This window comes from Gammaproteobacteria bacterium (assembly GCA_035279405.1).
In the GTDB taxonomy this organism is placed as follows: Bacteria; Pseudomonadota; Gammaproteobacteria; order Natronospirales; family REEB76; genus REEB76.
On sequence record DATEHU010000049.1, the window covers coordinates 54,448 to 78,845 of the forward strand.

Annotated in this window: 22 protein-coding genes; 4 read left to right on the plus strand and 18 right to left on the minus strand. The window is 62.0% G+C overall.

The features are described from left to right. Positions 1 to 69 precede the first annotated feature (69 nt). The 3 genes from hmgA to maiA all read left to right on the plus strand — a co-directional run bounded on the left by hmgA (position 70) and on the right by maiA (position 3,203). The gene (hmgA, locus tag VJR90_10685) at positions 70 to 1,389 is read left to right on the plus strand and encodes a homogentisate 1,2-dioxygenase (GenBank protein ID HKV97937.1); all 1,320 of its coding nucleotides are present in this window, start codon (positions 70 to 72) and stop codon (positions 1,387 to 1,389) included. Between the two features lie 103 nt (positions 1,390 to 1,492). Next, the gene (locus VJR90_10690) at positions 1,493 to 2,485 is read left to right on the plus strand and encodes a fumarylacetoacetate hydrolase family protein (protein ID HKV97938.1); all 993 of its coding nucleotides are present in this window, start codon (positions 1,493 to 1,495) and stop codon (positions 2,483 to 2,485) included. Between the two features lie 73 nt (positions 2,486 to 2,558). Beyond that, entirely contained in the window at positions 2,559 to 3,203 is a 645-nt protein-coding gene (gene maiA, locus VJR90_10695; GenBank protein HKV97939.1) for a maleylacetoacetate isomerase, read from the plus strand. A 97-nt stretch (positions 3,204 to 3,300) separates the two neighbouring features. On the opposite strand, the gene VJR90_10700 is transcribed toward maiA, so the two are convergent. The 4 genes from VJR90_10700 to VJR90_10715 form a co-directional block, all read right to left on the minus strand. Beyond that, positions 3,301 to 3,801: a hypothetical protein gene (locus VJR90_10700; GenBank protein ID HKV97940.1), complete on the minus strand. Its 501-nt coding sequence runs from the start codon at positions 3,799 to 3,801 to the stop codon at positions 3,301 to 3,303. Positions 3,802 to 3,896: 95 nt separating this feature from the next. Then, a complete protein-coding gene (locus VJR90_10705) occupies positions 3,897 to 4,382 on the minus strand; it encodes a DUF4826 family protein (GenBank protein ID HKV97941.1) in 486 nt (161 codons plus the stop codon). Positions 4,383 to 4,412: 30 nt separating this feature from the next. Next, entirely contained in the window at positions 4,413 to 5,510 is a 1,098-nt protein-coding gene (zapE, locus tag VJR90_10710; protein HKV97942.1) for a cell division protein ZapE, read from the minus strand. Positions 5,511 to 5,671: 161 nt separating this feature from the next. Next, a complete protein-coding gene (locus VJR90_10715) occupies positions 5,672 to 7,624 on the minus strand; it encodes an acetoacetate--CoA ligase (GenBank protein HKV97943.1) in 1,953 nt (650 codons plus the stop codon). A gap of 194 nt (positions 7,625 to 7,818) precedes the next feature. Between VJR90_10715 and VJR90_10720 the strand changes: the two genes are divergently transcribed. Next, positions 7,819 to 9,810, plus strand: a complete 1,992-nt coding sequence (locus VJR90_10720; protein ID HKV97944.1) for an oligopeptide transporter, OPT family — start codon at positions 7,819 to 7,821, stop codon at positions 9,808 to 9,810. 233 nt (positions 9,811 to 10,043) lie between these two features. On the opposite strand, the gene VJR90_10725 is transcribed toward VJR90_10720, so the two are convergent. The 14 genes from VJR90_10725 to VJR90_10790 all read right to left on the minus strand — a co-directional run bounded on the left by VJR90_10725 (position 10,044) and on the right by VJR90_10790 (position 24,320). Beyond that, positions 10,044 to 10,988 carry an FAD-binding protein gene (locus VJR90_10725; GenBank protein ID HKV97945.1) on the minus strand — a complete coding sequence of 315 codons (945 nt, stop codon included), beginning with the start codon at positions 10,986 to 10,988 and terminating at the stop codon, positions 10,044 to 10,046. Further along, positions 10,988 to 11,734, minus strand: a complete 747-nt coding sequence (locus tag VJR90_10730; GenBank protein HKV97946.1) for an electron transfer flavoprotein subunit beta/FixA family protein — start codon at positions 11,732 to 11,734, stop codon at positions 10,988 to 10,990. The genes VJR90_10725 and VJR90_10730 overlap by 1 nt, the downstream gene beginning before the upstream one ends. Before the next feature lie 143 nt (positions 11,735 to 11,877). Next, positions 11,878 to 13,476, minus strand: coding sequence for an electron transfer flavoprotein-ubiquinone oxidoreductase (locus VJR90_10735; protein HKV97947.1), 1,599 nt, complete (start codon positions 13,474 to 13,476; stop codon positions 11,878 to 11,880). Positions 13,477 to 13,848: 372 nt separating this feature from the next. Beyond that, the gene (locus VJR90_10740) at positions 13,849 to 14,616 is read right to left on the minus strand and encodes a 3-hydroxyacyl-CoA dehydrogenase (GenBank protein HKV97948.1); all 768 of its coding nucleotides are present in this window, start codon (positions 14,614 to 14,616) and stop codon (positions 13,849 to 13,851) included. A gap of 92 nt (positions 14,617 to 14,708) precedes the next feature. Beyond that, a complete protein-coding gene (gpmA, locus tag VJR90_10745; protein ID HKV97949.1) occupies positions 14,709 to 15,455 on the minus strand; it encodes a 2,3-diphosphoglycerate-dependent phosphoglycerate mutase in 747 nt (248 codons plus the stop codon). Continuing rightward, positions 15,452 to 16,552, minus strand: a complete 1,101-nt coding sequence (gene ddlA / locus VJR90_10750) for a D-alanine--D-alanine ligase (GenBank protein ID HKV97950.1) — start codon at positions 16,550 to 16,552, stop codon at positions 15,452 to 15,454. The genes gpmA and ddlA overlap by 4 nt, the downstream gene beginning before the upstream one ends. Beyond that, positions 16,549 to 17,484 (minus strand): hydroxymethylglutaryl-CoA lyase, encoded by a 936-nt coding sequence (locus VJR90_10755; GenBank protein HKV97951.1) that lies wholly within the window; start codon positions 17,482 to 17,484, stop codon positions 16,549 to 16,551. The genes ddlA and VJR90_10755 overlap by 4 nt, the downstream gene beginning before the upstream one ends. A gap of 3 nt (positions 17,485 to 17,487) precedes the next feature. Further along, positions 17,488 to 17,751: a Txe/YoeB family addiction module toxin gene (locus VJR90_10760; protein HKV97952.1), complete on the minus strand. Its 264-nt coding sequence runs from the start codon at positions 17,749 to 17,751 to the stop codon at positions 17,488 to 17,490. Continuing rightward, on the minus strand, positions 17,744 to 17,998 hold the full coding sequence (locus VJR90_10765; GenBank protein HKV97953.1) for a type II toxin-antitoxin system prevent-host-death family antitoxin: 255 nt from the start codon (positions 17,996 to 17,998) through the stop codon (positions 17,744 to 17,746). Before VJR90_10765 ends, VJR90_10760 begins: the two co-directional genes overlap by 8 nt. Positions 17,999 to 18,056: 58 nt before the next feature. Continuing rightward, the gene (locus VJR90_10770; GenBank protein ID HKV97954.1) at positions 18,057 to 20,015 is read right to left on the minus strand and encodes an acetyl/propionyl/methylcrotonyl-CoA carboxylase subunit alpha; all 1,959 of its coding nucleotides are present in this window, start codon (positions 20,013 to 20,015) and stop codon (positions 18,057 to 18,059) included. A gap of 40 nt (positions 20,016 to 20,055) precedes the next feature. Then, on the minus strand, positions 20,056 to 20,847 hold the full coding sequence (locus VJR90_10775) for an enoyl-CoA hydratase/isomerase family protein (protein HKV97955.1): 792 nt from the start codon (positions 20,845 to 20,847) through the stop codon (positions 20,056 to 20,058). Between the two features lie 90 nt (positions 20,848 to 20,937). Continuing rightward, complete coding sequence (locus VJR90_10780; GenBank protein HKV97956.1) at positions 20,938 to 22,548, minus strand: carboxyl transferase domain-containing protein; 1,611 nt, start codon at positions 22,546 to 22,548, stop codon at positions 20,938 to 20,940. Between the two features lie 31 nt (positions 22,549 to 22,579). After that, positions 22,580 to 23,092: a hypothetical protein gene (locus VJR90_10785; protein HKV97957.1), complete on the minus strand. Its 513-nt coding sequence runs from the start codon at positions 23,090 to 23,092 to the stop codon at positions 22,580 to 22,582. A 46-nt stretch (positions 23,093 to 23,138) separates the two neighbouring features. Further along, positions 23,139 to 24,320 (minus strand): acetyl-CoA C-acyltransferase, encoded by a 1,182-nt coding sequence (locus VJR90_10790; GenBank protein HKV97958.1) that lies wholly within the window; start codon positions 24,318 to 24,320, stop codon positions 23,139 to 23,141. Between the last annotated feature and the right edge of the window lie 78 nt (positions 24,321 to 24,398).

A 24,398-nucleotide genomic window follows, 5' to 3' on the forward strand; every position in this document is an offset into this window, starting at 1 on the left:
GATAGCTATCGGATTCGTGAGGTCTCAACGATGGAGCAAAAGCTTGGCAAGCGTGAATCGAAAAGTACGATGTTGACGAGCAAAACTGTCCATTACCAATCCGGTTTCGGCAACGAGTTTTCCACCGAAGCGCTGCCGGGCGCACTGCCCGTCGGCCAGAACTCTCCGCAGACGGTGCCCTATGGGCTGTATGCCGAACAGTTCACAGGTAGCGCGTTCACCGCGCCGCGCGCCGCCAACCGCCGCAGTTGGCTGTACCGCATCCGCCCGGCCGCCGTGCACATGCCATTCAAGTTGTTGCGCGTGGGCCGTTTTCATAGCCGCTTCGATGAATTGCCGGTCACGCCCGAGCGTCTGCGCTGGAATCCGTTCCCGATGCCACGCAAGCCCATGGATTTTCTCGACGGCCTATTCACGGTTGCTGGCAACGGCAGTCCCGCCACCCAAAGCGGCTGCGGCATCCATATCTATTGCGCCAACCGCTCCATGCAAGCACGGTTTTTCTACAACGCCGACGGCGAGCTGATCATCGTGCCGCAGCAGGGACGGCTGCGGATTGCTACGGAGTTGGGTGTGCTCGACCTCGCGCCGCTGGAAATCGCGGTGATTCCGCGCGGCACGCGCTTTCGCGTGGAACTGCTCGACGCAAGCGCACGCGGTTACGTGGGAGAAAATTTTGGTGCGCCGCTGCGCCTGCCGGAACTCGGACCCATCGGCGCCAACTCTCTGGCCAACGCGCGGGATTTCCTGTATCCGGTTGCCGCCTACGAGGACGTACAAGGCAAGTGTGAACTGGTCGGCAAATTCCAGGGCCGGTTGTGGTCGGCGGAGCTGAACCACTCGCCGCTCGACGTGGTGGCCTGGCACGGCAATCACGCGCCGTACAAGTACGACCTCACGCGATTCAATACCATCGGCTCCATCAGCTACGATCACCCGGATCCTTCGATTTTCACGGTGCTGACTTCGCCGAGCGATACGTCCGGCACGGCCAACGTGGATTTCGCGATTTTTCCGCCGCGCTGGCTGGTCGCCGAGCATACTTTTCGGCCGCCGTGGTTTCACCGCAACGTGGCGAGCGAATTCATGGGCCTCATCACCGGCGTGTACGATGCCAAGGAGGGCGGCAAGGGCGGCGGCTTCGTGCCGGGCGGCGCTTCGCTGCACAATTGCATGAGCGGTCACGGGCCGGACGCCGCCAGCTACGAGAAGGCGCTTGCCACGGATACCTCGAAACCCCAGCACGTTACCGATACCATGGCTTTCATGTTCGAGACACGCCTGGTGATCCACCCGACCAAACAGGCCATGCTCGCGGGGGAATTGCAGACTGATTACTGGCAGTGCTGGCAGGGCATCAAAAAGCATTTCAATCCGACCCAGCGCTGAGTACATTTCTGCCTGGCATGCGGGCAAGAGCAGGTATCCCGGGACTCGATGATGCCGGATCCCTGCTGGCGCAGAATGACGACTGACAAAAGGAGCTGCGAGTATGCGACTGGCGAGCCTCAACAACGGCCGCGACGGCACGCTGATTATTGTGGACAAAAAACTGGAGAACGCGACGCGGGTTCCGGATATTGCCGGCAGTCTGTTATTGGCGCTGGAGAGCTGGTCTGAAACCGAATTGAAGCTCAAGGCTGAGTTCGACACATTGGCAGCCGGCAAGGCTACGGGTGTTTTCAAGGTGACTATCAGGGAGTTGGCGGCGGCCATGCCGCGTGCACCGCAGTTCGTGGACGGCAGCGCCTATCTCGCGCATGTGGAACGGGTACGCAAGGCGCGCAGTGCGGAGATGCCGCCGAGTTTCCTTACCGATCCGCTCATGTATCAGGCGGCGAGCGATGCGTTTCTCGCACCCAGTGCGCCCATCCAGGCCGCGAGCGAGGACTACGGCATAGATTTCGAATCAGAAGTCGGCGTGGTGGTGGACGATGTGCCGATGGGTGTTACGCCCGAGGCGGCGGCCAAGCACATCAAGCTGATTCTGCTCATCAACGACGTATCGCTGCGCAGCCTGATTCCCGCGGAACTCGGCAAGGGCTTCGGCTTCCTGCAAAGCAAGCCGCGCTCGGCGCTCTCGCCCATCGCGGTGACGCCGGACGAGCTGGGCGATGCGTGGAAGGACGGCAAGGTGCATCTGCCGCTGATCACGCACCTCAACGACAAGCTGTTCGGCGAGCCCAATGCCGGCGCGGATATGCAGTTCAATTTTCCGCAGTTGATCGCACATGCGGCCAAGACGCGGCCGCTGGCTGCAGGCACCATCGTCGGTTCCGGTACCGTGGCCAACCAGGACGAATCCAGAGGTTCCTCCTGCCTCGCCGAGAAGCGCGTGCTGGAGATCATCAAGGACGGCAAGCCGACCACGCCGTTTATGAAATTCGGCGACCGGGTGCGCATCGAGATGTGCGATGCGGACGGCATGTCTGTTTTCGGCGCGATTGACCAAGTGGTGGAGAAATATCAACCGCAGATCGGGTGAATCTGCCGATCCCGACGTTGCGGCCCCGCATTTTGGGTCTTGCCGCACTTAGCTCAAGTTGCAGAAGAGACACATGGAGCTTTACACCTACTTCCGTTCTTCCGCCGCCTACCGCGTGCGCATCGCACTCAACCTCAAGGGCTTGAAGGCGGATTACCGCTACGTGCATCTGGTCAAGGACGGCGGCCAGCAGCACCAGCCGGAATACCTGGCGCTGAATCCGCAGGGCCTGGTGCCGGCACTGGTGGACAAGGGACACGTGCTCACGCAATCCCTCGCCATCATCGAGTACCTGGACGAAACCCATCCCCAACCGCCGCTGTTGCCGAAGGATGCGCCCGGCCGCGCGCGCGTGCGTGCACTGGCGCAAATCGTGGCCAGTGACATTCATCCGGTGAACAATCAGCGGATTCTGAAGTACCTAGAAAAGGAATTCCGCGCTGACGAAGCCGCGCGCAGCAAGTGGTACCGTCACTGGATCGTCGAGGGATTCAACGCGCTGGACAAACTGTTGGGCAGCAGCCCCGCCACCGGCAAGTTCTGCCACGGCGATCAGCCCACGTTGGCCGACATTTGCCTCGTGCCTCAGGTATTCAATGCCCGGCGTTTCAAGATAGATCTCGCGTCGTTTCCCGCCATTGAGCGCATCAATGCCACCTGTCTGGCACTGGCCGCATTTGCGGATGCTGCACCGGATAGGCAGCCCGACGCTGAATGATCCGCGCGGGACGGAAAATCATCAGCCCGGATTGCGAGCGGTAAAAAAGCAAGGCGGCATTTCTGCCGCCTTGCTTGGGTGTCACGAACCGCGTCGCTTACGGCTTCAGCGCCAGTACCCGGGCAGTGCCGTCGGCTGGATTCTCCAGTACCTCCACGCGTTGCCCGACCTGGAAAATCAGGTTCGGGTCCACGCCCTGGGTAATGGCGACCGTGCGGCCGCTGTCCATCTTGACGGTGATTATCACAGCCTGTGCGGTGCCAGCCGCTTTACCTACCGCGTTACCGGCGATGCCGCCCAGCACCGCGCCGGCGAGCGTGGTCAGCGCTTGGCCGCGGCCGCCACCGGCGGCGCTGCCCGCAATGCCGCCGGCTACTGCGCCGACGCCGGTGGCCAGCGTGTTTTCACCCTTTCCGGGCGTAACTTTCGCCGCTTCCAGGGACACGACGGTGCCGTAGCTCACCTGCTGCTCGGTGCGGGTCGCGGCCCCGCTGTAAGTCGTGGCGCCGTAAGGGTTGGGTCCGAGATTCGCGCATCCGGCCAGCAACAGCGCGGCGGCGGCACCCCAAGTCGTGCGATTAACGATGGTTTTCAGCATGTTTCTGCTCCTCCTGAGCGTGTGAGTGAATGAAAACTTGGACCGCGTGCAATCGCGGGTGTTCCGCTCATTTAACGCAGCGCGCGGCCAACGGCTTACTGCTGCGCGGCTTCATGATCAATGCGGAACAGCGGCAGGCCCTCGGCGGTCCAGCGGCGGTCGTCGTTCATCAACATGTAAAGCCACTCCGCGCGCCCGGCGATGTTGCTGCTCACGTCCTGCCAGTTGATTTCGCCGCCTTGCTTCGGGCTGGTGTCACCGCCGCCGCCTTGTTCCAGGCGCGCCGCCTCCATCTGCCACTTGAGCGCAAAAAATCGCGCTGCCTCACGGCAGCTCTTGGCCGCGCTGGCTTCGGCATGGTCGGTCGGCACCACCCCGGTAATGACCCAGAGTTTGGGACGCCCGCCGTGCTTCGGCCATACACGGCCAAGCATGGCGCGCTGCGGTACCACCCACAGCCATTCGCCGGTGATGTCGGTCTCGAACACCTGAAGCCTGCGCAGGTAGTCGGCCACCTGCTGCTGTTGGGTCTTGTGCCATTCGGCAAACGCGGCTTCGTCAAGAGGCTGGGCGGAAGACATGACAACCTCGGGATTTCCGGATGCGGCATTTTACGGTAGATGTGGCGCGCACAGGTACTCCCGGCTCTGCATTTCGGTGAGGCGGCTTGCGGTGCGCTGGAATTCAAACGTCAGACGTTTGCCGCTATACAGCTGTTCCAGCGGCACGGCTGCCGAGAGCGCGAGCTTTACCCGGCGGTCGTAGAATTCGTCCACCAGCGTCACGAAGCGACGTGCTTCGTCTTCCTGCTCCGCGCCGAGTACCGGGATGTCCGACACCAGCACCGTGTGCCACGCGCGCGCGATCTCGATGTAATCCGCGGCGCTGCGCGGTCCGCCGCAGAGGTTCCGGAAACCGAACCACACCACGCCATCGGCGTGTTCCTTGACGGGAATTTCCCGCTCATTGATGAGCAACGGCGCCGTGCTGCTGTGCACGCCGCCCGACAGTTGCCGGAAGAATGCCTGCAAATGGCTGTCGGCCTCGGCGCCGGCCGGCACGTAATACAGGCGGGTTCGTTCCAGATGCCGCAGGCGGTAATCGCTGCCGCCGTCGAGATGCAGCACATAGGTATGCTGTTTCAGCGAGCGGATGGCGGGCAGGAAGCGCTCGCGCTGCAGGCCGTCCTTGTAGAGCGCATCCGGCGGCAGGTTGGAAGTTGCCACCAGCGTCACGCCGTCTTCGAACAGGTATTGCAGCAGGCGTCCGAGCAGCATGGCGTCGCCGATGTCGGACACAAAGAATTCGTCAAAGCACAACACCCGCGCCTGCTCGCTGAAGTGTTTGGCGACCACGCGCAGGGGATCTTCCTGATCCGGCAACGCCTTCAGGCGCGTGTGTACCATCTGCATGAAATGATGGAAGTGCAGGCGCTGCTTTTCCGCAAATGGCAGGCACTCGAAGAAACAGTCCATCAGGTAGGTTTTGCCGCGGCCGACCGCGCCCCAGAGATACAGCCCCTTGGGCGCAGTGGCCGCGCGGCCGCGCCAGCGCCGCCACCACGGGACCGGGTGGGCGAGCAGATGGTGATAAAGGATATCCAGCGCCGCCACGGCTTTCGCCTGGGCGGTGTCTTTCACGAATCCCGATCTGGCCAGATCCGCTGCGTAATGTTGCCGCGGCGTGAGTGGCGTTGGTGCGTCATTCATATTGTTTGCAACATCAGGAATAACACTAATTCTTTTCTTCGTGGGAGCGATCGTCCCGACCGCGATAAGACTCGAATCGCGGCGCGGACCCATGGGTCCGCTCACCGCTCCCACAAACACAGGTCGCATAAGGTTTCGCTATGCCGCATGCCCATGTGTGCTCAATCGGTGTGTAATTCCGCCAGGTTTTTGTAATGCTCCAACGCCTGGGGGTTGGCGAGGGCATCGGTGTTCTTCACCGGCCAGCCGTGGATCACGTTGCGTACCGCGAGTTCGCTGATCTTGCCGCTGATGGTGCGCGGAATGTCGGACACGGCGATGACCTTTGCCGGCACGTGCCGTGGCGAGGTGTTGTCGCGGATGGTTTTGCGGATTCTGCCGATAAGCGCCTCGTCGAGCGCCACGCCATCGCGCAGCCGCACGAACAGGATTACGCGCACGTCGCCCTGCCAGTCCTGGCCGACCGCGATGCTTTCCACGATCTCCGGCAGCTTCTCCACCTGCCGGTAGATTTCCGCGGTGCCGATGCGTACGCCGCCGGGATTGAGCGTGGCGTCGGAGCGGCCGTGAATGATGAGGCCGTCGTGCGCGGTCAGCTCGGCCCAATCGCCGTGGCGCCACACACCGGGGAAGTAATCGAAATACGCGTCGTGGTATTTCTTTCCGTCCGGGTCATTCCAGAATTGCACCGGCATGGACGGGAACGGCCGGGTGCACACCAGCTCGCCCGGCCGGCCGTGCACCGGCTTGCCGTCCGCGTTCCAGATTTCCACCGCCATGCCCAGACCTCGACATTGGAGTTCGCCCGGATACACGGGCAGCAGCGGATTGCCGAGCGCAAAGCAGGAGATGATGTCGGTGCCGCCGGAAATCGAAGACAGGCACAGGTCCGACTTGATGTCGCGGTACACGTATTCGGAATTCTCGGGCAGCAGCGACGAACCGGTGGAGGTGATGATGCGCAGTTTTTCGAGCTTGTGTTTCTCGCGCGGCCGGACGTCGAATTTCTCCGCGGCCGAAAGATATTTGGCGCTGGTGCCGAAGATGCTGATGCCTTCCTCCTCGGCCATGCGCCACAGGATGTCCTGATGCGCGTGGAAGGGCGAACCGTCGTAGAGCAGCACGGTGGCGCCCACGGCGAGGCCCGACACCAGCCAGTTCCACATCATCCAGCCGCAGGTGGTGAAGTAGAAAATCACGTCCTCGCGTTTGAGATCCGTGTGCAGCACCAATTCCTTGAGGTGCTGGATGAGCGTACCGCCGGCGCCGTGCACAATGCACTTGGGCACGCCGGTGGTGCCCGAGCTGTACATGATGTACACCGGATGGTCGAACGGCAGTTGCGCGAATTCGACTTCCGTTGCGCTGCCCAGATACTGGCGCCAAAGCACCGCGCGCGGTACGGTGGAAATGTCGAGCTGCGTACTCACGTAAGGCACGACAACTACGTGCTCGACCGACGGGAGCTTTTCCAGCACGCCGCGGATGCGCGCGAGCGAATCCACAGTCTTGCCGGCGTAAAAATAGCCGTCGCAGGTGAACAGCACTTTGGGTGCAATCTGGCCGAAGCGATCGAGCACGCCATTGATGCCGAAATCCGGCGAACAGGAGGACCAGATGGCCCCGAGGCTCGCAGCCGCGAGCATGGCGATCACGGTTTCCGGGCGGTTGGGCATGAAACCCGCCACCCGGTCGCCGGCTCGGATGCCGGATTTTCTAAGCGCCGCGGCCAGCGCGGCGACCTGGCGGTAAAGCTCCTGATAACTGCAGGTGATGCGTAGATCTTCCCGCTCACAGCGGAAGACCAAAGCCGGCCGCGAGTCGCGGTAGCGCAGCAGGTTCTCGGCGAAATTGAGATGTGCGCCTTCGAACCACCTGGCACCCGGCATCCGGTGGGCTTCGGTGAGCACCTCGTCCCAGGTCCGCGACGCCTTGATCCCGCAGAAAGCCCACACCTGCGGCCAGAATCGCTCGGGATGCTCGATGGACCAGCGGTACAGGCCCGCGTAGTTCTTCACCTGCGGCTCGCACTGGTGCTGCACGTGCTCCAGGAAGCGCCGCATGTTGGCGTGTGCGACAACCTCGGCGCTGGGAGTCCAAAGTGGTGCGCTCATGGGGGTCCGGAACGGCGGGACAGGTCGGCATTATCGCAAATTTCGTTCGGCACCGGTGCGCATGGTTCCGCTGCCGAGCGGGGGCGAGACAGGCACGCAGGGATGGGTTATTGTGCGCGCGACCTGGACGATACCAACGGGATCGGCGGTGCATCCGCCGCGGTCTTGAATCTCAATAATCGGGAGCATCGCCCATGCAGGTTTCGGCGTTCAACGACATGAAGTCGGTCGGGGAATTCACGCTGCGCGGTCTGCTGATCGGCGTCATCATCACCGTGGTGTTCACGGCGGCCAACGTGTACTTCGGCCTCAAGGCGGGGCTCACTTTTTCCACCTCGATTCCCGCCGCCGTGATTTCCATGGCGATCCTGCGCGGATTCAAGAACTCCACCATGCAGGAAAACAACATCGTGCAGACCGTGGCCTCGGCCGCCGGCACGCTGTCCTCGATCATCTTTGTGTTGCCGGGCCTGATCATCGTCGGCTGGTGGAGTGGCTTTCCGTTCTGGATGTCCTTCGGCGTGTGTGTCACCGGCGGCATCCTGGGCGTGATGTACACCATCCCGCTGCGCCGTGCGCTGGTCACCGATTCCGATCTGCCGTACCCCGAAGGCGTGGCCTGTGCCGAAGTGCTCAAGGTCGGCTCGGGCGGCCCGGGGGTGGCGGCCGAATCGGTGGAATCGGGCGGCGCGGGGCTCAAGGCCGTGTTGGCCGGCGGTGTGGTCTCGGCGGTGTTCTACGTGATCGTTCAGACCAGAATTTTTGCAAGCGATGTCGCCGGATATTTCCGCATCGGCCACAGGGGTTCGGCCACCGGCTTCGATTTTGCGCTGTCGTTCGCGCTCTTCGCCATCGGTCATCTTGTGGGATTGTGGGTAGGCGTCGCCATGCTGGTCGGCGCCATCATCGGCTGGGGCTGGGGTGTTCCGCATTTCACCTTGCTGCATCCGCTCGCGGGCTCAGCTTCCGATGTCGCGCAAGGCGCGTGGAGCCACTATGTGCGTTTCGTGGGCGCCGGCACCATCGGCGTGGCGGCCATCTGGACGCTGGCCACGCTGGTCAAACCGGTAGTCGCGGGATTGCGCGGCGCCATGGCCGCGGCGCGCGTGCGCAAGGCCGGCAAGGCCGATACTTTGCCGCGTGTGGAGCGCGACATTCCCATCGGCATGGTCGGTCTGGTTTCGCTCGCCTGCCTGATCCCGGTCGCGTATCTGCTGTGGCACTTTAGCGTGGTGAGCGGCCTCGGTTCACACGCCATCCTGCTGACGGTCGGCGGCGTGATCTTCGTGGTGATCCTGAGCTTTCTGGTCTCGGCAGTGTGCGGCTACATGGCCGGCCTGATCGGCTCATCCAACAGCCCGCTGTCCGGTATCGGCATCCTGGTGGTGGTGATTGCCGCGCTGCTGCTGGTGCTCGGCGTGAAACCCCATCTGCCGCCTGAAGCCGGCAAGGCGCTGGTGGCGTTCGCGCTGTTCATTACCTCGGTAGTGTTCGCGGTGGCGTCCATCGCCAACAACAACCTGCAGGACCTGAAGACCGGCCAGCTGGTGGATGCGACTCCGTCCAAACAGCAGTGGGCGTTGGTCATCGGCGTGATCGCGGGCGCGCTCATCATTCCGCCGGTCCTCGACCTGCTCAGCAAAGCCTACGGTTTCCTGGGCGCTCCCGGCGTCAATCCGGCGCACGCGTTGCCGGCGCCGCAGGCGGGATTGATTTCGGCGCTGGCGCAGGGCGTGATTACCAACAACATTGACTGGTCGCTGATCGGCATCGGCGGCGCCATTGGCGTCGCCGGCATCCTGCTCGACGAGGGTCTCAAGCGCACCGTGAAACGGGTGAGCTTGCCGCCGCTCGCGGTGGGTCTCGGCATTTATCTGCCGACCTCGACCACGCTCATGGTGGTGGTCGGCGCACTGGTCGGCGCCTGGTTCAATCGTCGCGCGGACCGCACGCCGAAACCCGAAGCCACCAAACAACTCGGTACGCTGCTCGCGTCAGGACTGATCGTGGGCGAAAGCCTGCTGGGCGTGATCTTCGCCGCGGCCGTGGCGTTTTCCGGCAACGCTACGCCCATTGCGCTCGTCGGTTCACACTTCGCCGACGCCGGTCTGTGGATCGGCGGCGTCGCGTTCATAGCGACGATTGTCGTACTCTACCGCTGGATCGCGCGCCTCGGGCGTGATTAAGCCTTAGAGCCACCTGGTACGCCGATAAATATTCGGCGTGCCTGAAATCTCCCCACGCCCCCCCTTTTGCAAAGGGAGGATGCGCTTTGCGCGCGGGGGTTTTGTCACAGATGTTCAATCTGCGGCCAAGCGTTACGTTAGCCGCGTAACTCACATACTCAGCGGTACGGAAATGGCGGGCGATGCTGATGTCGGCAATTGGCCTGCAAGCACAGGCGCCGCTCCCGGATCATTCAAAGCTTGTCCAGCGCTTTTTCCAGTTCCGGCAGGACCTGGAACAGATCCCCGACCAGACCGATGTCGGCGACCTGAAAAATCGGCGCGTCGGCATCCTTGTTGATGGCGACGATGGTGCGCGCATCCTTGATGCCGGTGAGATGCTGGATGGCACCGGAGATTCCGACCGCCACGTAGAGATCGGGCGCGATGATCTTGCCGGTCTGACCCACCTGCAGATCGTTCGACACAAAGCCCGCGTCCACCGCGGCGCGCGAGGCGCCCACGGCGGCGTGCAACTTGTCCGCGAGCTTGTAGATCACCGCGAAGTTTTCCTTGCTGCCCACGCCGCGGCCGCCTGAGACCACGCGTGGCGCGGATTGCAGATCGGGCCGGTCGCTTTTCTCGGCCTTGAGTTCCACAAAACGCGTGTGTTCTGGAATGGCCACATCTGTGGATGCCGACACGATCTCGGCGCCGCCGCCTTCGCCGCAGGGCTGCCAGGAAGCGGTACGCACCGTGGCGAGGATGCAGGACGCAGCAGGCGCCTTCACCGTGACGATGGCATTGCCCGCGTACATGGGCCGTTCAAAAGTTACCGGATCGATAACTTTCATTACATCGCTCAACTGCTGCACTCCCAGGAGCGCCGCAGCGCGCGGCAGCACGTCTTTGCCGAAGGTGGTGGAGGGCGCGAGCACATGGCTGTAATCCTTGGCGAGTTTCGCGATCTGTGGCGCCAGCACGGCCGCCAGTTGATGCGCGTTCTCGGCGCGTTCCACTTTCAACACGCGCTTCACACCCTTTAACTTTGTGGCGGCGGTTGCAACAGCCGCGGCGTCGGCCGCGAACACCACCACATTAATCTCGCCACCGATGGCGAGCGCACAGCTCACGGCGCGCGTCGTGGAAGCATTGAGTTGTTTGCCGTCGTGCTCGGCGATAACCAGGGTTTTGCTCATTACAGCACCCCCCGTTCTTTGAGTGCCGCGATTAAGGCTGGCACATCAGCCACCTTCTTGCCGCCCACACGCTGCGGCGGCGGCGCGTATTTTGTGGCTTCCAGCTTGGGTGCAGCGGCTGCACCCAACTCGGCTAGTTTGAGGATTTGCAGCGGCTTGCTGCGGGCTTTCATGATGTCCGGCATCTTCACGAAGCGCGGCGTGTTGAGCCGCAGGTCAGTGGTGACGACCGCCGGCAGGTCCACCGACAGGGTTTCCAAACCTGCATCCACCTCGCGCGTGACCGTCAGCGTGTTGTCCTTGAGTTCCACTTTCGAGGCAAACGTGGCCTGCGGGCGGTCCCAGAGCGCCGCCAGCATTTGGCCGGTTTGATTGCTGTCGTCGTCAATCGCTTGCTTGCCGAGAATCACAAGATCGGCGTTCTCGCGCTTGACGAGTTGGTGGAATACACGTGCCACGCCCAATGGCTGCATGTTTTCGCCGGTTTCCACCAGCACCGCGCGATCCGCGCCCATGGCGAGCGCGGTGCGCAACTGCTGCTGCACCTCAGTCGGTCCGATGGACACCGCGACTACCTCGGCCTGCACGCCTTTCTCACGAATTCGCAGGGCCTCTTCCAGCGCGATTTCATCGAAGGGATTGATGGACAGCTTCACGCCGTCGGTGTTGACGCCGCTGCCGTCCTTCTTGACCTGTACGCGCACCGAGAAATCAATGACGCGTTTAATACCAACCAAGATCTTCATTTCGACACTCGCAGTAATGTAATGGCATTAGTAAGTCTGAATCTCGCAAAAGCGAGGGCTGAGGTGTCAAGGGTGAGGAGTTTGTGCCGGGGTGGGAATTTTGCCTTTCTCGCCTCACCCCTCACGCCTCGCTTCCTCACCGCTCATAAATTCTGATAATTTGGCCCCGAGCCGCCTTCCGGCGTGGTCCAGAGGATATTTTCGTAGGGGTCCTTGATGTCGCAGGTTTTGCAGTGCACGCAGTTGGCGGCATTGATTTGCAGGCGCTTGACGCCATTTTCCTCGACCATTTCATAGACCTGCGCTGGGCAGAAGCGGGTGCAGGGGTTATGGTATTCCGTGACGCAGCGGCCCACGCATATATTGGTATCCGGCACCTTGAGATGAGCGGGCTGGTGCTCATCGTGACTTGTAGCGGCGAAGAACACCGAAGATAGCCGATCCTTGGGTGGCAGCGCGCGGCTGACATAGTCTTCGGTTTCGGGCGCACGTTCGCCAAGCTTGTACAGACTCTTCCAGTCCGCGTGATTCTTCAGCGTCCAGGGCAGTTTGCCGAGCGTCACGGTCTCCAGCGCCGCGTAGAGCAGACCAAACCACAGGCCCTTGTGAAATCCGGGCCGGATGTTGCGGACCTTGCGCAGCTCGCGTGCAGAAGGTGAGACTCGCCAGCGTGCATCGAAACCCTCGCCGCTGCCGCGCTCGACCAGATGCTCCGCCGCCAGCATGCCGGAGCGCAGCGCCATGTGCGTGCCCTTGATTTTCGGAACGTTCATGGTGCCAGCGGCGTCGCCTATCAGCAGCGCGCCGGGCATATCCAGTTTCGGCAGGGATTGCAGTCCACCCTCGATGAGTGCGCGGCTGCCGGCGGAAATGATTTCTCCGCCTTCGAGAAGAGGTTTGATGCTCGGATGGTGTTTGAATTGCTGGAAAGCTTCAAAGGGCTTGAATTCCGGGTCTTCGTAGTCGAGTCCCGCGACGAAACCCACATACACGCGGTTCTGATCCAGATGATACAGAAAACTTCCGCCGTAGGTCTTGGAATCCAGCGGCCAGCCGACACTGTGTTGCACGTAACCCGGCTGCACGCGGCCCGGCGGCACCTGCCACAGCTCTTTGAAGCCGATGCCATAGGTCTGCGGCGAACAGCCCGCGTCCAGATTGAATTCCTTTATCAGCAGCTTGCTGACGCTGCCGCGGCAACCTTCGGCGAGCACCGTCGTGCCCGCATGAATATCCACGCCCGCGGCAAAGTTTGGCCCCGGCGTGCCGTCCTTGTTCAGGCCCATGTCGCCGCAGCGCACGCCGATGACCTTGCCGTTTTCGATGAGCGGCGTGGCGGCCGGGAAGCCCGCGAACACTTCCACGCCCAAAGCTTCCGCCTGCTGCGCGAGCCACGCACACAGGCTGCCGAGGGAAATGATGACATTGCCGCGATTGTGCATCTGCGGCGGCGTGGGCAGCTTGATGCGCCGGGTTTTGGTGAGCAGCACGAATTCGTCTTTGGCCGCCGGCACGCAGATCGCAGGCGGTGTTTTGCGCCAATCCGGCAGCAGCTCATCCATGGCGGCCGGCTCCATGACGCAGCCCGAGAGAATGTGCGCGCCCACCTGCGAGCCTTTTTCCAGCACACATACCCGAGTGCCGGACTTCAACTGCTTGAGACGTATGGCGCAGGCGAGCCCGGCTGGGCCCGCGCCCACCACCACTACGTCGTACTGCATTACCTCGCGTTGGATTTCCATTTATTCGAGCTACAACATTTCAAATAGAAGCTGACCGCATTTTAAATGATTCGGCATCTACATTGTCTTGAATACCCCTTGGATGCCGCCGAGCACTGGACTGAGCGAGGATTAGGCCGCGAAGCGGGCGAAGCCAGGATGGCGAGCCTTCGCAGCGGTGCATGGACGCACCGTCTGCGAAACCCCGAGCGAGGGAAGCGCACAGGGGCTCGAAGCGAAGCTTCGAGCGGGCGTACATGGATGTACGCCCTGGGTCAGGCGCGAAGCAGGAAGCGTAGCGCCTGCGGCATCCGGGGGCGTCCTTTCTTTTCGTCCATTTTCTTTGGACGAGCAAAGAAAATGGACCCGGCGCGCGGGGGTGGAACCCCGCGTTTATTTCGGTTGCATCCTTATCGCGCCGTCGAGCCGGATGGTTTCGCCATTGAGCATCACGCTCTCGCAAATCTGCTGCACGAGTTGCGCGTATTCTTCGGGTTTGCCGAGACGCGAAGGGAAGGGCACCTGAGCGCCGAGCGATTTCTGCACTTCTTCGGGCATGCCAGCCATCATCGGCGTCCAGAAAATGCCGGGCGCTATGGTCATGACGCGGATGCCGAAGCGCGCGAACTCGCGCGCGATGGGCAAGGTCATGCCGACGATGCCGCCTTTGGAGGCGGAATAGGCCGCCTGTCCTATCTGGCCCTCGAACGCCGCCACCGAAGCGGTATTGACGATCACGCCGCGTTCACCCTCGGCGTTGGGCGCGTTGTGCTGCATGACGTTGGCTGCAGCCTTGATGAGGTTGAACGTGCCGATCAGGTTCACATGGATGGTCTTGGCGAAAAACTCGGTTGCCATCGGGCCTTCGCGGCCCAGCGTGCGGCCCGCGCCCAGCACGCCGGCGCAGTTGACCACCAACTGCAGGCTGCCGAGCACGGCCTTGGCCTGGTCCACCGCGGCGGCGACTTCCTTTTCCGACGAGACGTCGGTCTTGATGAACAGCGCGTTGGCGCCGAGCTTCTTCGCGGCGTCTGCCCCGTGCTGCGCGTTCACATCCAGCATGGCGACCTTGCCGCCGGCCCTGACGATGCGCTCGCAGGTGGCGAGACCCAGACCCGACACGCCGCCGGAAACGATGGCGTGGATTTTTTCGAATTTCATTGGCCGATTCCTGTTTCAGTGACTAAATGTAACGTTTTCTTGAACAGACCGCGTGGTCGCTGTTGACCGCGCCGGCGCGCGACTGAGTAAACTTATCCGCTTCGCGCCTGATTCGCCACCGCGTCGGCGGCCGCACTCACCCGCTGCGGGTCGCCGAGATAGTGGTGCCGGGTGGGTGTGAAGTGCCGGTCGAATTCATACACCAACGGAATGCCGGTGGGGATGTTGAGCGCCACGATGTCTTCGTCGCTTATCTTGTCGAGGTGTTTGACTAGCGCACGCAGCGAGTTGCCATGTGCGGAAATGATGATGCGCTTGCCGGCACGCATCGCCGGCAGGATGGTTTGTTCATAGTAAGGCACGAAGCGCGCCACCGTGTCCGCCAGTGATTCCGTGGCCGGGCGCTCGGCAGGTTGCAATGCACTGTAGCGCGGATCGAAATTGGGATGGCGCGCATCGCTTTCAGCCAGCGCCGGCGGGCGCACGTCGTAGCTGCGCCGCCAGATTTTTACCTGCGCTTCGCCGTACTTTTGCGCCATTTCGGCTTTGTTCAGTCCTTGCAGTGTGCCGTAGTGGCGCTCGTTCAGGCGCCAGCTTTTCTCGGTGGGAATCCACATCAGGTCCAAGTCGTCCAGCACGGTCCACAGCGTGCGGACGGCGCGCTTGAGCACTGAGGTGTAGGCAAGATCGAAACTGAAAGCGTCGGCCTGCAACAGGCGTGCGGCCTCATGCGCTTCCGCCACGCCTTCCGGTGCGAGGTCCACGTCGGTCCAGCCGGTGAAACGGTTTTCCTTGTTCCATTCGCTCAGGCCATGGCGCAGCAATACGAGCTTGATCATGGCGCCCCCGTGTGAGCTGTTTGCAGTTCTTGTTCCCGCCCGTGGCGCTCGAAGGCCAACTTGATCAAGCGGTCAATGAGTTCGGTGTAGGAGACGCCGGACAGACCCCAGAGCCGCGGATACATGCTGATTTTGGTGAAGCCGGGAATGGTGTTGATTTCATTCACCAGCAGCGTGCCGTCGGGCTTGAGAAAGAAATCCACGCGACCCATGCCTTCACAGTTCAGCACCTTGAACGTGCGAATGGCGAGATCCTGCACGTGCTTGCCGGTTTCCGGCGGCAGTTTCGCCGGGGCTTCGAGGCGCGCGCCATGCTCGTCAATGTATTTTGCTTCGTAATCGTAAAACTCATGAGTGGGAATGATTTCCCCGGGCACCGACGCCATGGGCTCGTCGTTGCCCAGCACCGCGCATTCGATCTCACGGCCCTGGATGGCTTCTTCCACGAGAATCTTGCCGTCGTAACGGAAAGCATCGGCTACGGCTTTGTCGAAGCCCGCCTTGTCTTTCGCCTTGCTGATGCCGACCGACGAGCCCAGATTGGCCGGCTTCACGAATAGCGGCAATCCCAATGCGCGCGTCACTTGTTCGAAGGCAAGCTGTTCGCCGCGCCGGAACACCAGGAAATTGGGAATCGGAATACCGGCCTCGTGCAGCAGGCGTTTCATCACATCCTTGTCCATGCCCACCGCCGAGCCCAGTACGCCCGCGCCCACGAACGGCACGTTGGCGAGTTTCAACAGGCCCTGAATGGTGCCGTCCTCGCCGAAGGGTCCGTGCAGGATGGGGAACACCACGTCCACCGATTGGTTGAGGTGGCCGCTGTTGAGACTGGTAATCCGGCCTTCGCTCTGCGGCGCGAGCGCCACGCTTTCGCTGTTGGCCTTGTTGAGTGCGATGAGTTTGGGGTCGGTGCTGTTCAGCAGGAAGCGCGAGGGTTCGTTCATGAGCCAGCGGCCGGTTTTGTCGATACCGATCAGCACCGGCTCATATTTATCCTTGTCGAGCGCCTCGATGACGTTCTTGGCCGACAGCAGCGAAATCTCGTGCTCCGCGGATTTACCGCCAAACAGGATGCCGACGCGGATTTTTTTCATTGACGGTTGACCAGTGTACGTGCGTCACGGCGGGAATCCGCTGGAACGCGCCCCAACTTGCTTTCCGGCCGGTGCGCCAGGGCATCGCTGATGAAGTGCCCGGCCGCCAACAGTTTACCCATGTCCACACCGGTTTCGATGCCCATGCCCTCAAGCATGAACAGCACGTCTTCAGTAGCGACGTTGCCGGTCGCGCCCTTCGCGTAGGGACAGCCGCCGAGACCGGACGTGGAGCTGTCCACCACCGCGACGCCCAGTTCGAGGCAGGCATGGATGTTCGCGAGGGCCTGGCCATAGGTGTCGTGGAAATGTACCGCGAGCTTTTGCATCGGCACCACCGCAGCCGCGGCGGCCAGCATGCGTTGCGCCTTCACCGGTGTACCCACGCCGATGGTGTCGCCCAGCGAGATTTCATGGCAGCCGAGATCCGCAAGCTGTTTCGCCACGCGCGCTACCGCATCCGGCGCAATGGGTCCTTCGTAGGGACAGCCGATGACCGTGGAGATGTAGCCGCGAACCTTCACGTCGTGCTTCGCGGCCAGAGCCATCACCGGCTTGAAGCGCTCGATGGAGTCCGCGATGGACGCGTTGATGTTCTTGTGGTTGAAGGTTTCCGAAGCCGCCGTGAAAATCGAGACTTCTTTTGCGCCGGCCGCCAACGCGCGCTGCATGCCTTGCTCGTTCGGCACCAGAACCGGATAGGACACGCCAGGTTTTTTCTGGATGCCGCGGAAGACTTCGTCCGCGTCCGCGAGCTGCGGAATCCATTTGGGGTTCACGAAACTCGTGGCTTCGATGGTCCGTAGTCCCGTTTGCGAGAGGCGGTTGATGAACTCGATCTTCACCGCCGCCGGCACGATGGCCTTTTCATTCTGCAAGCCGTCGCGCGGCCCGACTTCGACGATTTTGACAAGTTTGGGGTATTCGCTCATGACTTATTCGTAGTGATAGTGACACGCAATCACGACGAGATCCTGGTCTTTAACCGCATACACCAGGCGATGAGTGTCATCTATCCGTCTTGACCAGAAGCCCCTGAGGTTTTCGCGCAACGCTTCCGGCTTGCCGACGCCGGTGAATGGATGGCGCATGGTGTCATCAAGCAGAGCATTGACACGACGTAACGTTTTGCGGTCCTGGGTTTCCCAGTACACGTAATCCTGCCAGGCAGCGGCGGTAAAGGTCAGCCGGCTAGGCATCCTTCAGTTTCCGCGCTTTGGTTTGACCTTTGCGGAACTGGCGGATAGAGCGATTTAGATGCGCTGCGTTGGCTGGTGTTTTCAGCAGATATACGGTTTCCATCATGCTGTTGAAAGTATCCAGTGACATGACCACCGCATCCGGCGCATCGCGCCGCGAAATGACAGCATAGTCCGCGTCTTTGACCACATGGTCTATGACCCTTTTGAGGCTGTTACGAGCTTCGGAGAAGTTTATGACGCGCATGATTTGCGACCTGTTCAATATATAGTACAAGTATACAGATGCCGATGCTGGTTCACAACTACTCGGCCGCCTTGATAGTTACAAGCACTGTATCCGCTTCCACCATCTCGCCTTCCTTGCAGAGCACGGTCTCGATCCGGCCGGCCATCGTGGCCTTGAGCGTGTATTCCATTTTCATGCCCTCGAGCACCAGCAGCGGCTGGCCGGGCTCCACCTTGTCACCGGTTTTGACGTGCACCGCGACCACGCGGCCCGGCATGGGGCTCACGGGATGGGTGGCGGTGTCCGCGTGTCCGACGGCTTTGGGCGCGAACGGCAAGGTGAGTGCGAAATTGTAGGCTTCGCTGTCGAGCTCGACCTGAAACTCGTTGCCGTGGCGCAGCACGTACGCCGTGCAGGGCTCATCATCCAGAGTGAATTGCGCGCGATCCCGGTCTGAGTCTCTCACCCGCACTTTGTGGTGGCCGGCGTCGGTATCCAGGTTGAATCCGGCCGGTCCGCCGTTGATGTGCAGCGCGTGTTCACTGCCATCGGCGCCGCGCGCCAGCAGACGCCGGCCGTGCGTCCCGTCCACGCGCCAGCCGTCGGCCTGCCACGGACCGGTTTTTTGTCCCGCAAGCTTGCTGAGTACCGCCGCAGCCAGCGCGGCCGGTGTGGGAGCGGGGCGGGCGAGCAGGGTATTCAACTCGCGTTCGATGAAGCCGGTGTCGAAGCGGCCGGCGGCGAACTCCGGGTGCCGTGCAATGCCGCGCAGCAACGGCAGATTGGTCACCATGCCGAACACCGCGGTGTGTGCGAGCGTCTCGCGCAAGCGGCTCACGGCTTCGGCGCGATCTTTGCCGCTGGCGCTGATTTTGGCGATCATCGGGTCGTAGAAAATGCCGATCTCGTCGCCGCTGCGCACGCCGGTGTCCACGCGCGCCCACTCATCACGCGGCGTATCAAAGGCCTCGATGCGTCCGGTCACCGGCAGAAAGCCCTTGGCGGCATTTTCCGCGTACAAACGCGCTTCGATGGCGTGGCCGCATTGCTTGATCTGGTTCTGCGTGAGCGGCAGCGGCTCGCCACTCGCTACGCGCAACTGCCATTCCACCAGATCCAAGCCGGTGGTTTCCTCGGTAACTGGATGTTCGACCTGCAAGCGCGTGTTCATCTCCATGAAATGGAACGACCGGTCCGCGCCCACGATGAACTCGATGGTGCCGGCGTTCACGTAATCCACGGCCTTGGCCGCCGCCACCGCGGCTTCGCCCATTTTCTTGCGCATGGCGTCATCCAGAAACGGCGAGGGAGTTTCCTCCACGACTTTCTGGAAGCGCCGCTGTAGCGAACATTCGCGTTCGAAGATGTGCACCACGTTACCGTGCGTGTCGCCGAACACCTGGAACTCAATGTGGCGCGGCTGCTGAATGTATTTTTCGAGCAGCACATGATCGTCGCCGAAAGCGTTCTTGGCTTCGCGCTTCGCGGTTTCCAGCGCTTCCTTGAATTCTCCGGCCGCATGCACGATGTGCATGCCTTTGCCGCCGCCGCCGGCGGAGGGCTTGATCAGCACAGGGAAACCGACGTGCCGCGCTTCGGCTTCAAGTTTCTTCAGAGTCTGGTCGTCGCCGTGATAGCCGGGCGTCACCGGTACGCCGGCTTTTTCCATCAACGTGACCGCGGCGCTCTTTGAGGCCATGGCATCCATGCTTTCGGGCGAGGGGCCGATGAACACCAAGCCGGCTTTTCGACAGCGGCGCGCGAATTCGCTGTTCTCCGAGAGAAACCCGTAACCGGGATGAATTGCCTCGGCGCCGGTTTGTTTCGCCGCTGCCAGAATGTGGTCCATGTTGAGATAGGAATCCGCGGCTTTTGACGCCCCGATGTGCACCGCCTCGTCCGCCATCCGTACGTGCATGGCGTGCCGATCCGCGTCGGAATATACCGCCACGGTGGCGATGCCCAGGCGCTTGCAACTACGGAGCACGCGACAGGCAATCTCGCCGCGGTTGGCGATGAGTATTTTCTTGAACATCAGGTTTCGCTGCTTTCGGATAGCGTCGAACTGAACTTCATCATTTAATCCACTTCGGAGGACGTTTCTCCAGGAAGGCGCTCAAGCCTTCCTGGCCTTCCTCTGAAACGCGCAGTTGCGCGATGAGCTGTGCGGTCTTCTGTTTGAGCGCGCGGCGCGTGGAAACCGAAGCCGCGGCGTTGGCGGCAATCAGTTCCTTGGACGCAGTGAGCGCTTTGGCGCCGCCCTTGAGCAGCATTGCCACTTCGCGCTCGACCGCCGCGTCCAGTTGTTCTGCGGGCACGACTTCATGGACCAGGTTAATGGCGCGCGCCTGTCGGGCGTCAAACGCTTCCGCCGTCAGGAAATAGCGCCGCGCCTGGTGTGCGCCGATTGCGGAGATGACGTAGGGCGAAATCACCGAGGGCACAAGCCCGAGCCGCACTTCGCTCAGGCAGAATTTCGCGCTCTCCGAGGCAATGGCGATGTCGCAGCAGGCCACGAGACCCACGCCGCCGCCATACACGGCGCCGTTGACGCGCGCGACGGTGGGTTTGCGCAGCGTGTTCAATACATCCATCAGCTCGGCGAGTTTCAGCGCATCCTCGATATTCTCCGTCTCGCTGAACTTCGCCATGGAGCGCATCCAGTTGAGGTCGGCGCCGGCGGAGAACGACTTGCCCGCGCCGGTCAGAATTACAATGTGCGTGCCGCTGTCGTTGTTGAGCCGAGCCAGTTTCTGCATCAGTTCGGCGATGAGCGCGGCGTCGAAGGCGTTGTGCTTCTCCGGGCGGTTGAGCGTGAGTGTCGTCACGCCGCGGGAGTCGGTTTGCAAGAGTACGCTTTCGGTCATTTTTCATTCCTTGCAGCGTGGGAGCGGTCGTGCCGGCCGCGATTCAAAACAGGAAATCGCGGCGAATATCGCCGCTCCCACATCCGCAGGCTACATGCGGAAAACGCCGTAGCGGCTGCCCGGTTCGAGCGGGGAGTTTTCGGCAGTGGCGAGCGCGAGGCCGAGCACGCGGCGGGTGTCGGCCGGATCAAGGATGCCATCGTCCCAGAGGCGCGCGGTTGCGTAGTAGGGATGGCCCTGCGATTCGTACTGTTCGCGCAGCGGCTGCTTGAAGGCTTCTTCCTCCTTTGCGCTCCACTTGCCGCCCTTGGCTTCGATGCCGTCGCGTTTGACGGTGGCGAGCACCGAGGCCGCCTGTTCGCCGCCCATGACGGAGATGCGCGCATTCGGCCACATCCACAGAAAGCGCGCGCCATAGGCGCGGCCGCACATGGCGTAATTGCCGGCGCCGAAGCTGCCGCCGATGAGCACGGTGAATTTCGGCACCGTGGCGCAGGCGACCGCCATCACCATCTTGGCGCCGTCCTTGGCGATGCCGCCGTGTTCGTATTTCTTGCCCACCATGAAGCCGGTGATGTTCTGCAGGAACACCAGCGGAATGCGGCGCTGCTCGCAGAGTTCGATGAAGTGAGTGCCTTTGAGCGCGGACTCGGAAAACAGGATGCCATTGTTGGCGATGATGCCTACCGGATAGCCGTAGAGGTGCGCGAAGCCGGTGACCAGCGTCTTGCCGTAGAGCGCCTTGAATTCCTGGAACTCCGAGCCGTCCACAACGCGCGCGATGACTTCGTGCACGTCGTAGGGGTAGCGCGTGTCCTGCGGCACGATGCCGTAAAGTTCATCGGCCGGATGACGCGGTTCGACGACCGGCTGCTTGGTGAGCCAGTTCGGGCGCGTGTAGTTGAGATGCGCGACGATGTCGCGCGCGATGGCGAGCGCGTGCGCATCGTTTTCCGCGAGGTGATCGGTGACGCCGGAAATCTTGCTGTGTACCTCGCCGCCTCCCAGAGTTTCCGCGTCCACCACTTCGCCGGTCGCGGCCTTCACCAGCGGCGGGCCACCGAGAAAAATCGTGCCCTGGTTGCGCACGATGATGGCTTCATCGCACATCGCGGGCACGTAGGCGCCGCCCGCGGTGCAGGAGCCCATGACCACGGCGATTTGCGGAATGCGTTCACGGGAGAGCCGCGCCTGGTTGTAGAAGATGCGTCCGAAGTGCTCCTTGTCGGGGAACACTTCGTCCTGCAATGGCAGGAACGCGCCGCCGGAGTCCACCAAGTAAATGCAGGGCAGGCGGTTCTCCAGCGCAATTTCCTGCGCGCGCAGGTGCTTTTTGACAGTGATTGGGAAATAGGTGCCGCCTTTCACGGTGGCGTCGTTGGCCACGAGCATGACTTCGCGGCCCTGCACGCGGCCGATGCCGGTGATCAGCCCGGCGCAGGGCGCGTCGCCGTCGTACATGGCGTGGGCGGCGAGCGGGGAGAGTTCCAGGAAGGGCGAACCGGGATCGAGCAGGGCTTCGATGCGGTCGCGCACCAGCAGCTTGCCGCGCTCGGTGTGCTTGTTGCGTGCTTTCTCGCTGCCGCCGAGTGCCGCTTTGGCCTGCGTGGCGCGCAACTCCGCCACCAGTTTTTCCATGTGCGTGCGGTTGGCGGTGAATTCCTTGCTATTCCGGTCTATCGCGGATTTGAGGATCGGCATGTGCGGCCTTGTTGTTCGGGTCCGACCCGGTTCAATGTGGAGCCGGGGTCTCGTTCTGGGAAAAATCCGCAAGCTTGTCCTTGGCGCTGGCCGGCAGCGAATCGAACAGGCCCTGCGGATCGGTAAATGCGCTCACCAGCTTGTAAGTGTGTGTGGGCGGATTCAGCGCGAACTCGATGAATCCGGCCACCACTATCTTGCCGGCGTTGACCTTGAAGTACGGCTGTGCGCAATAGGTGAGCGCATCGCCGTTCGGCCGCAACAGGCTGTCCACGCAATAGGTTCCGGCGCTCAGCGTGGCGATGCCGTGACTGGAACTGAGCTGAATGGAATCAACGCGGCCCGTGTCGAGATTCTTCACCGCCACGGAGCTCACTGGATACAGCCCGCTGCCCACCTGACCGGCGCCGTTCATGTCGTGCAGCAGCACACCGATCACCAGCATGCCGTTGCCGGGATTGGCGGCGACCGCATACGTTGTCGAAGTACAGCCGGCCAGGAATGTCACGATACCCATCAGCCCGATAATGCATTTGTGGCGCATGACTGGTCCTCCTCCGTTAAAGACCGGACACCCAAGTAGTCTGAACTTACAGCAACTCCACCGCGATCGCCGTCGCTTCGCCGCCGCCGATGCACAGCGAGGCGATGCCGTGCTTGAGGTTACGCGCCTTGAGCGCATGGAGCAATGTCACGATGAGGCGTGCACCCGAGCAACCGATGGGATGGCCGAGTGCGCAGGCGCCGCCGTTCACGTTGACCTTGGCGTGCGGCAGCTTGAGCTCGTGCATTGCGGCCATGGCGACGACGGCGAAGGCCTCGTTGATTTCGTACAGGTCCACGTTCTTTTCCGCCCAGCCAAGCTTCTTCTGCAGGCGGTCAATGGCGCTCACCGGCGAAGTCGTGAACCACACGGGTTCCTGGGCAAAACTTGAGTGCCCGAGAATACGCGCGAATGGCTTGAGTCCCTTCTGCTTCGCCAGACTCTCGCGCATCAGCACCAGCGCTGCGGCGCCGTCGGAAATCGAGGATGAACTCGCGGCGGTCACCGTCCCGCCGTCTTTCTTGAATGCGGGCTTGAGCGTCGGAATCTTCGTGATGTCGCAGCGCCCCGGTTCTTCGTCGGTATCCACCGTGACCTCGCCTTTGCGGGTCTTCACATTCACCGCAACAATTTCAGCCTTGAACGAACCGTCCTTGATGGCACGTTGGGCGCGCTTCACGGATTCCGTCGCAAACGCATCCTGCTGCGCGCGCGTGAAATGAAACTTCTCGGCGCACAGTTCGCCGCAAACGCCCATGGCCTGGCCGTCATACGGATTGGTGAGCCCATCCCAGGCCATGTGATCGATGAGTTTCGCCTCGCCGTACTTGATGCCGACGCGCGCGTGCAGCATGTGGGGCGCGTTGGTCATGGACTCCATGCCGCCCGCGACCATGAGGTCCGCCGCGCCCGCGGTGATGAGATCGTGCGCCAGCATCACGGCCTTCATGCCGGAGCCGCACACCTTGTTGACGGTGGTGCAGCCCACGGATTTCGGCAGGCCGGCACCAAGCGCGGCCTGGCGCGCGGGCGCCTGCCCGACGGCGGCCGGCAGCACGCAGCCCATGATGACTTCGCCAATGTCCTCGGGTTGGATGCTGGAATCCGCGACCGCGGCCTTGATTGCGGCGGCACCGAGTTGCGGTGAGGTGACGGGAGTGAATTGGCCGAGCAGCGAACCGATGGCGGTGCGGCGGGCGGAAAGAATCACTATTGGGTCGTTTGGCATAAACACATATCTCCGTAACTTCATGTTACAAGTGCTGCGTTCTGGGTGCTAGGTGCTGCGTAAAAATCCAACTTGTCT

What these genes read in the sequence shown, in the direction of transcription:
- hmgA (HKV97937.1), top strand. Translation starts at nt 70, where the DNA reads ATGTTGACGAGCAAAACTGTCCATTACCAATCCGGTTTCGGCAACGAG.
- VJR90_10690 (HKV97938.1), top strand. Translation starts at nt 1,493, where the DNA reads ATGCGACTGGCGAGCCTCAACAACGGCCGCGACGGCACGCTGATTATT.
- maiA (HKV97939.1), top strand. Translation starts at nt 2,559, where the DNA reads ATGGAGCTTTACACCTACTTCCGTTCTTCCGCCGCCTACCGCGTGCGC.
- VJR90_10700 (HKV97940.1), bottom strand. Translation starts at nt 3,801, where the DNA reads ATGCTGAAAACCATCGTTAATCGCACGACTTGGGGTGCCGCCGCCGCG.
- VJR90_10705 (HKV97941.1), bottom strand. Translation starts at nt 4,382, where the DNA reads ATGTCTTCCGCCCAGCCTCTTGACGAAGCCGCGTTTGCCGAATGGCAC.
- zapE (HKV97942.1), bottom strand. Translation starts at nt 5,510, where the DNA reads ATGAATGACGCACCAACGCCACTCACGCCGCGGCAACATTACGCAGCG.
- VJR90_10715 (HKV97943.1), bottom strand. Translation starts at nt 7,624, where the DNA reads ATGAGCGCACCACTTTGGACTCCCAGCGCCGAGGTTGTCGCACACGCC.
- VJR90_10720 (HKV97944.1), top strand. Translation starts at nt 7,819, where the DNA reads ATGCAGGTTTCGGCGTTCAACGACATGAAGTCGGTCGGGGAATTCACG.
- VJR90_10725 (HKV97945.1), bottom strand. Translation starts at nt 10,988, where the DNA reads ATGAGCAAAACCCTGGTTATCGCCGAGCACGACGGCAAACAACTCAAT.
- VJR90_10730 (HKV97946.1), bottom strand. Translation starts at nt 11,734, where the DNA reads ATGAAGATCTTGGTTGGTATTAAACGCGTCATTGATTTCTCGGTGCGC.
- VJR90_10735 (HKV97947.1), bottom strand. Translation starts at nt 13,476, where the DNA reads ATGGAAATCCAACGCGAGGTAATGCAGTACGACGTAGTGGTGGTGGGC.
- VJR90_10740 (HKV97948.1), bottom strand. Translation starts at nt 14,616, where the DNA reads ATGAAATTCGAAAAAATCCACGCCATCGTTTCCGGCGGCGTGTCGGGT.
- gpmA (HKV97949.1), bottom strand. Translation starts at nt 15,455, where the DNA reads ATGATCAAGCTCGTATTGCTGCGCCATGGCCTGAGCGAATGGAACAAG.
- ddlA (HKV97950.1), bottom strand. Translation starts at nt 16,552, where the DNA reads ATGAAAAAAATCCGCGTCGGCATCCTGTTTGGCGGTAAATCCGCGGAG.
- VJR90_10755 (HKV97951.1), bottom strand. Translation starts at nt 17,484, where the DNA reads ATGAGCGAATACCCCAAACTTGTCAAAATCGTCGAAGTCGGGCCGCGC.
- VJR90_10760 (HKV97952.1), bottom strand. Translation starts at nt 17,751, where the DNA reads ATGCCTAGCCGGCTGACCTTTACCGCCGCTGCCTGGCAGGATTACGTG.
- VJR90_10765 (HKV97953.1), bottom strand. Translation starts at nt 17,998, where the DNA reads ATGCGCGTCATAAACTTCTCCGAAGCTCGTAACAGCCTCAAAAGGGTC.
- VJR90_10770 (HKV97954.1), bottom strand. Translation starts at nt 20,015, where the DNA reads ATGTTCAAGAAAATACTCATCGCCAACCGCGGCGAGATTGCCTGTCGC.
- VJR90_10775 (HKV97955.1), bottom strand. Translation starts at nt 20,847, where the DNA reads ATGACCGAAAGCGTACTCTTGCAAACCGACTCCCGCGGCGTGACGACA.
- VJR90_10780 (HKV97956.1), bottom strand. Translation starts at nt 22,548, where the DNA reads ATGCCGATCCTCAAATCCGCGATAGACCGGAATAGCAAGGAATTCACC.
- VJR90_10785 (HKV97957.1), bottom strand. Translation starts at nt 23,092, where the DNA reads ATGCGCCACAAATGCATTATCGGGCTGATGGGTATCGTGACATTCCTG.
- VJR90_10790 (HKV97958.1), bottom strand. Translation starts at nt 24,320, where the DNA reads ATGCCAAACGACCCAATAGTGATTCTTTCCGCCCGCCGCACCGCCATC.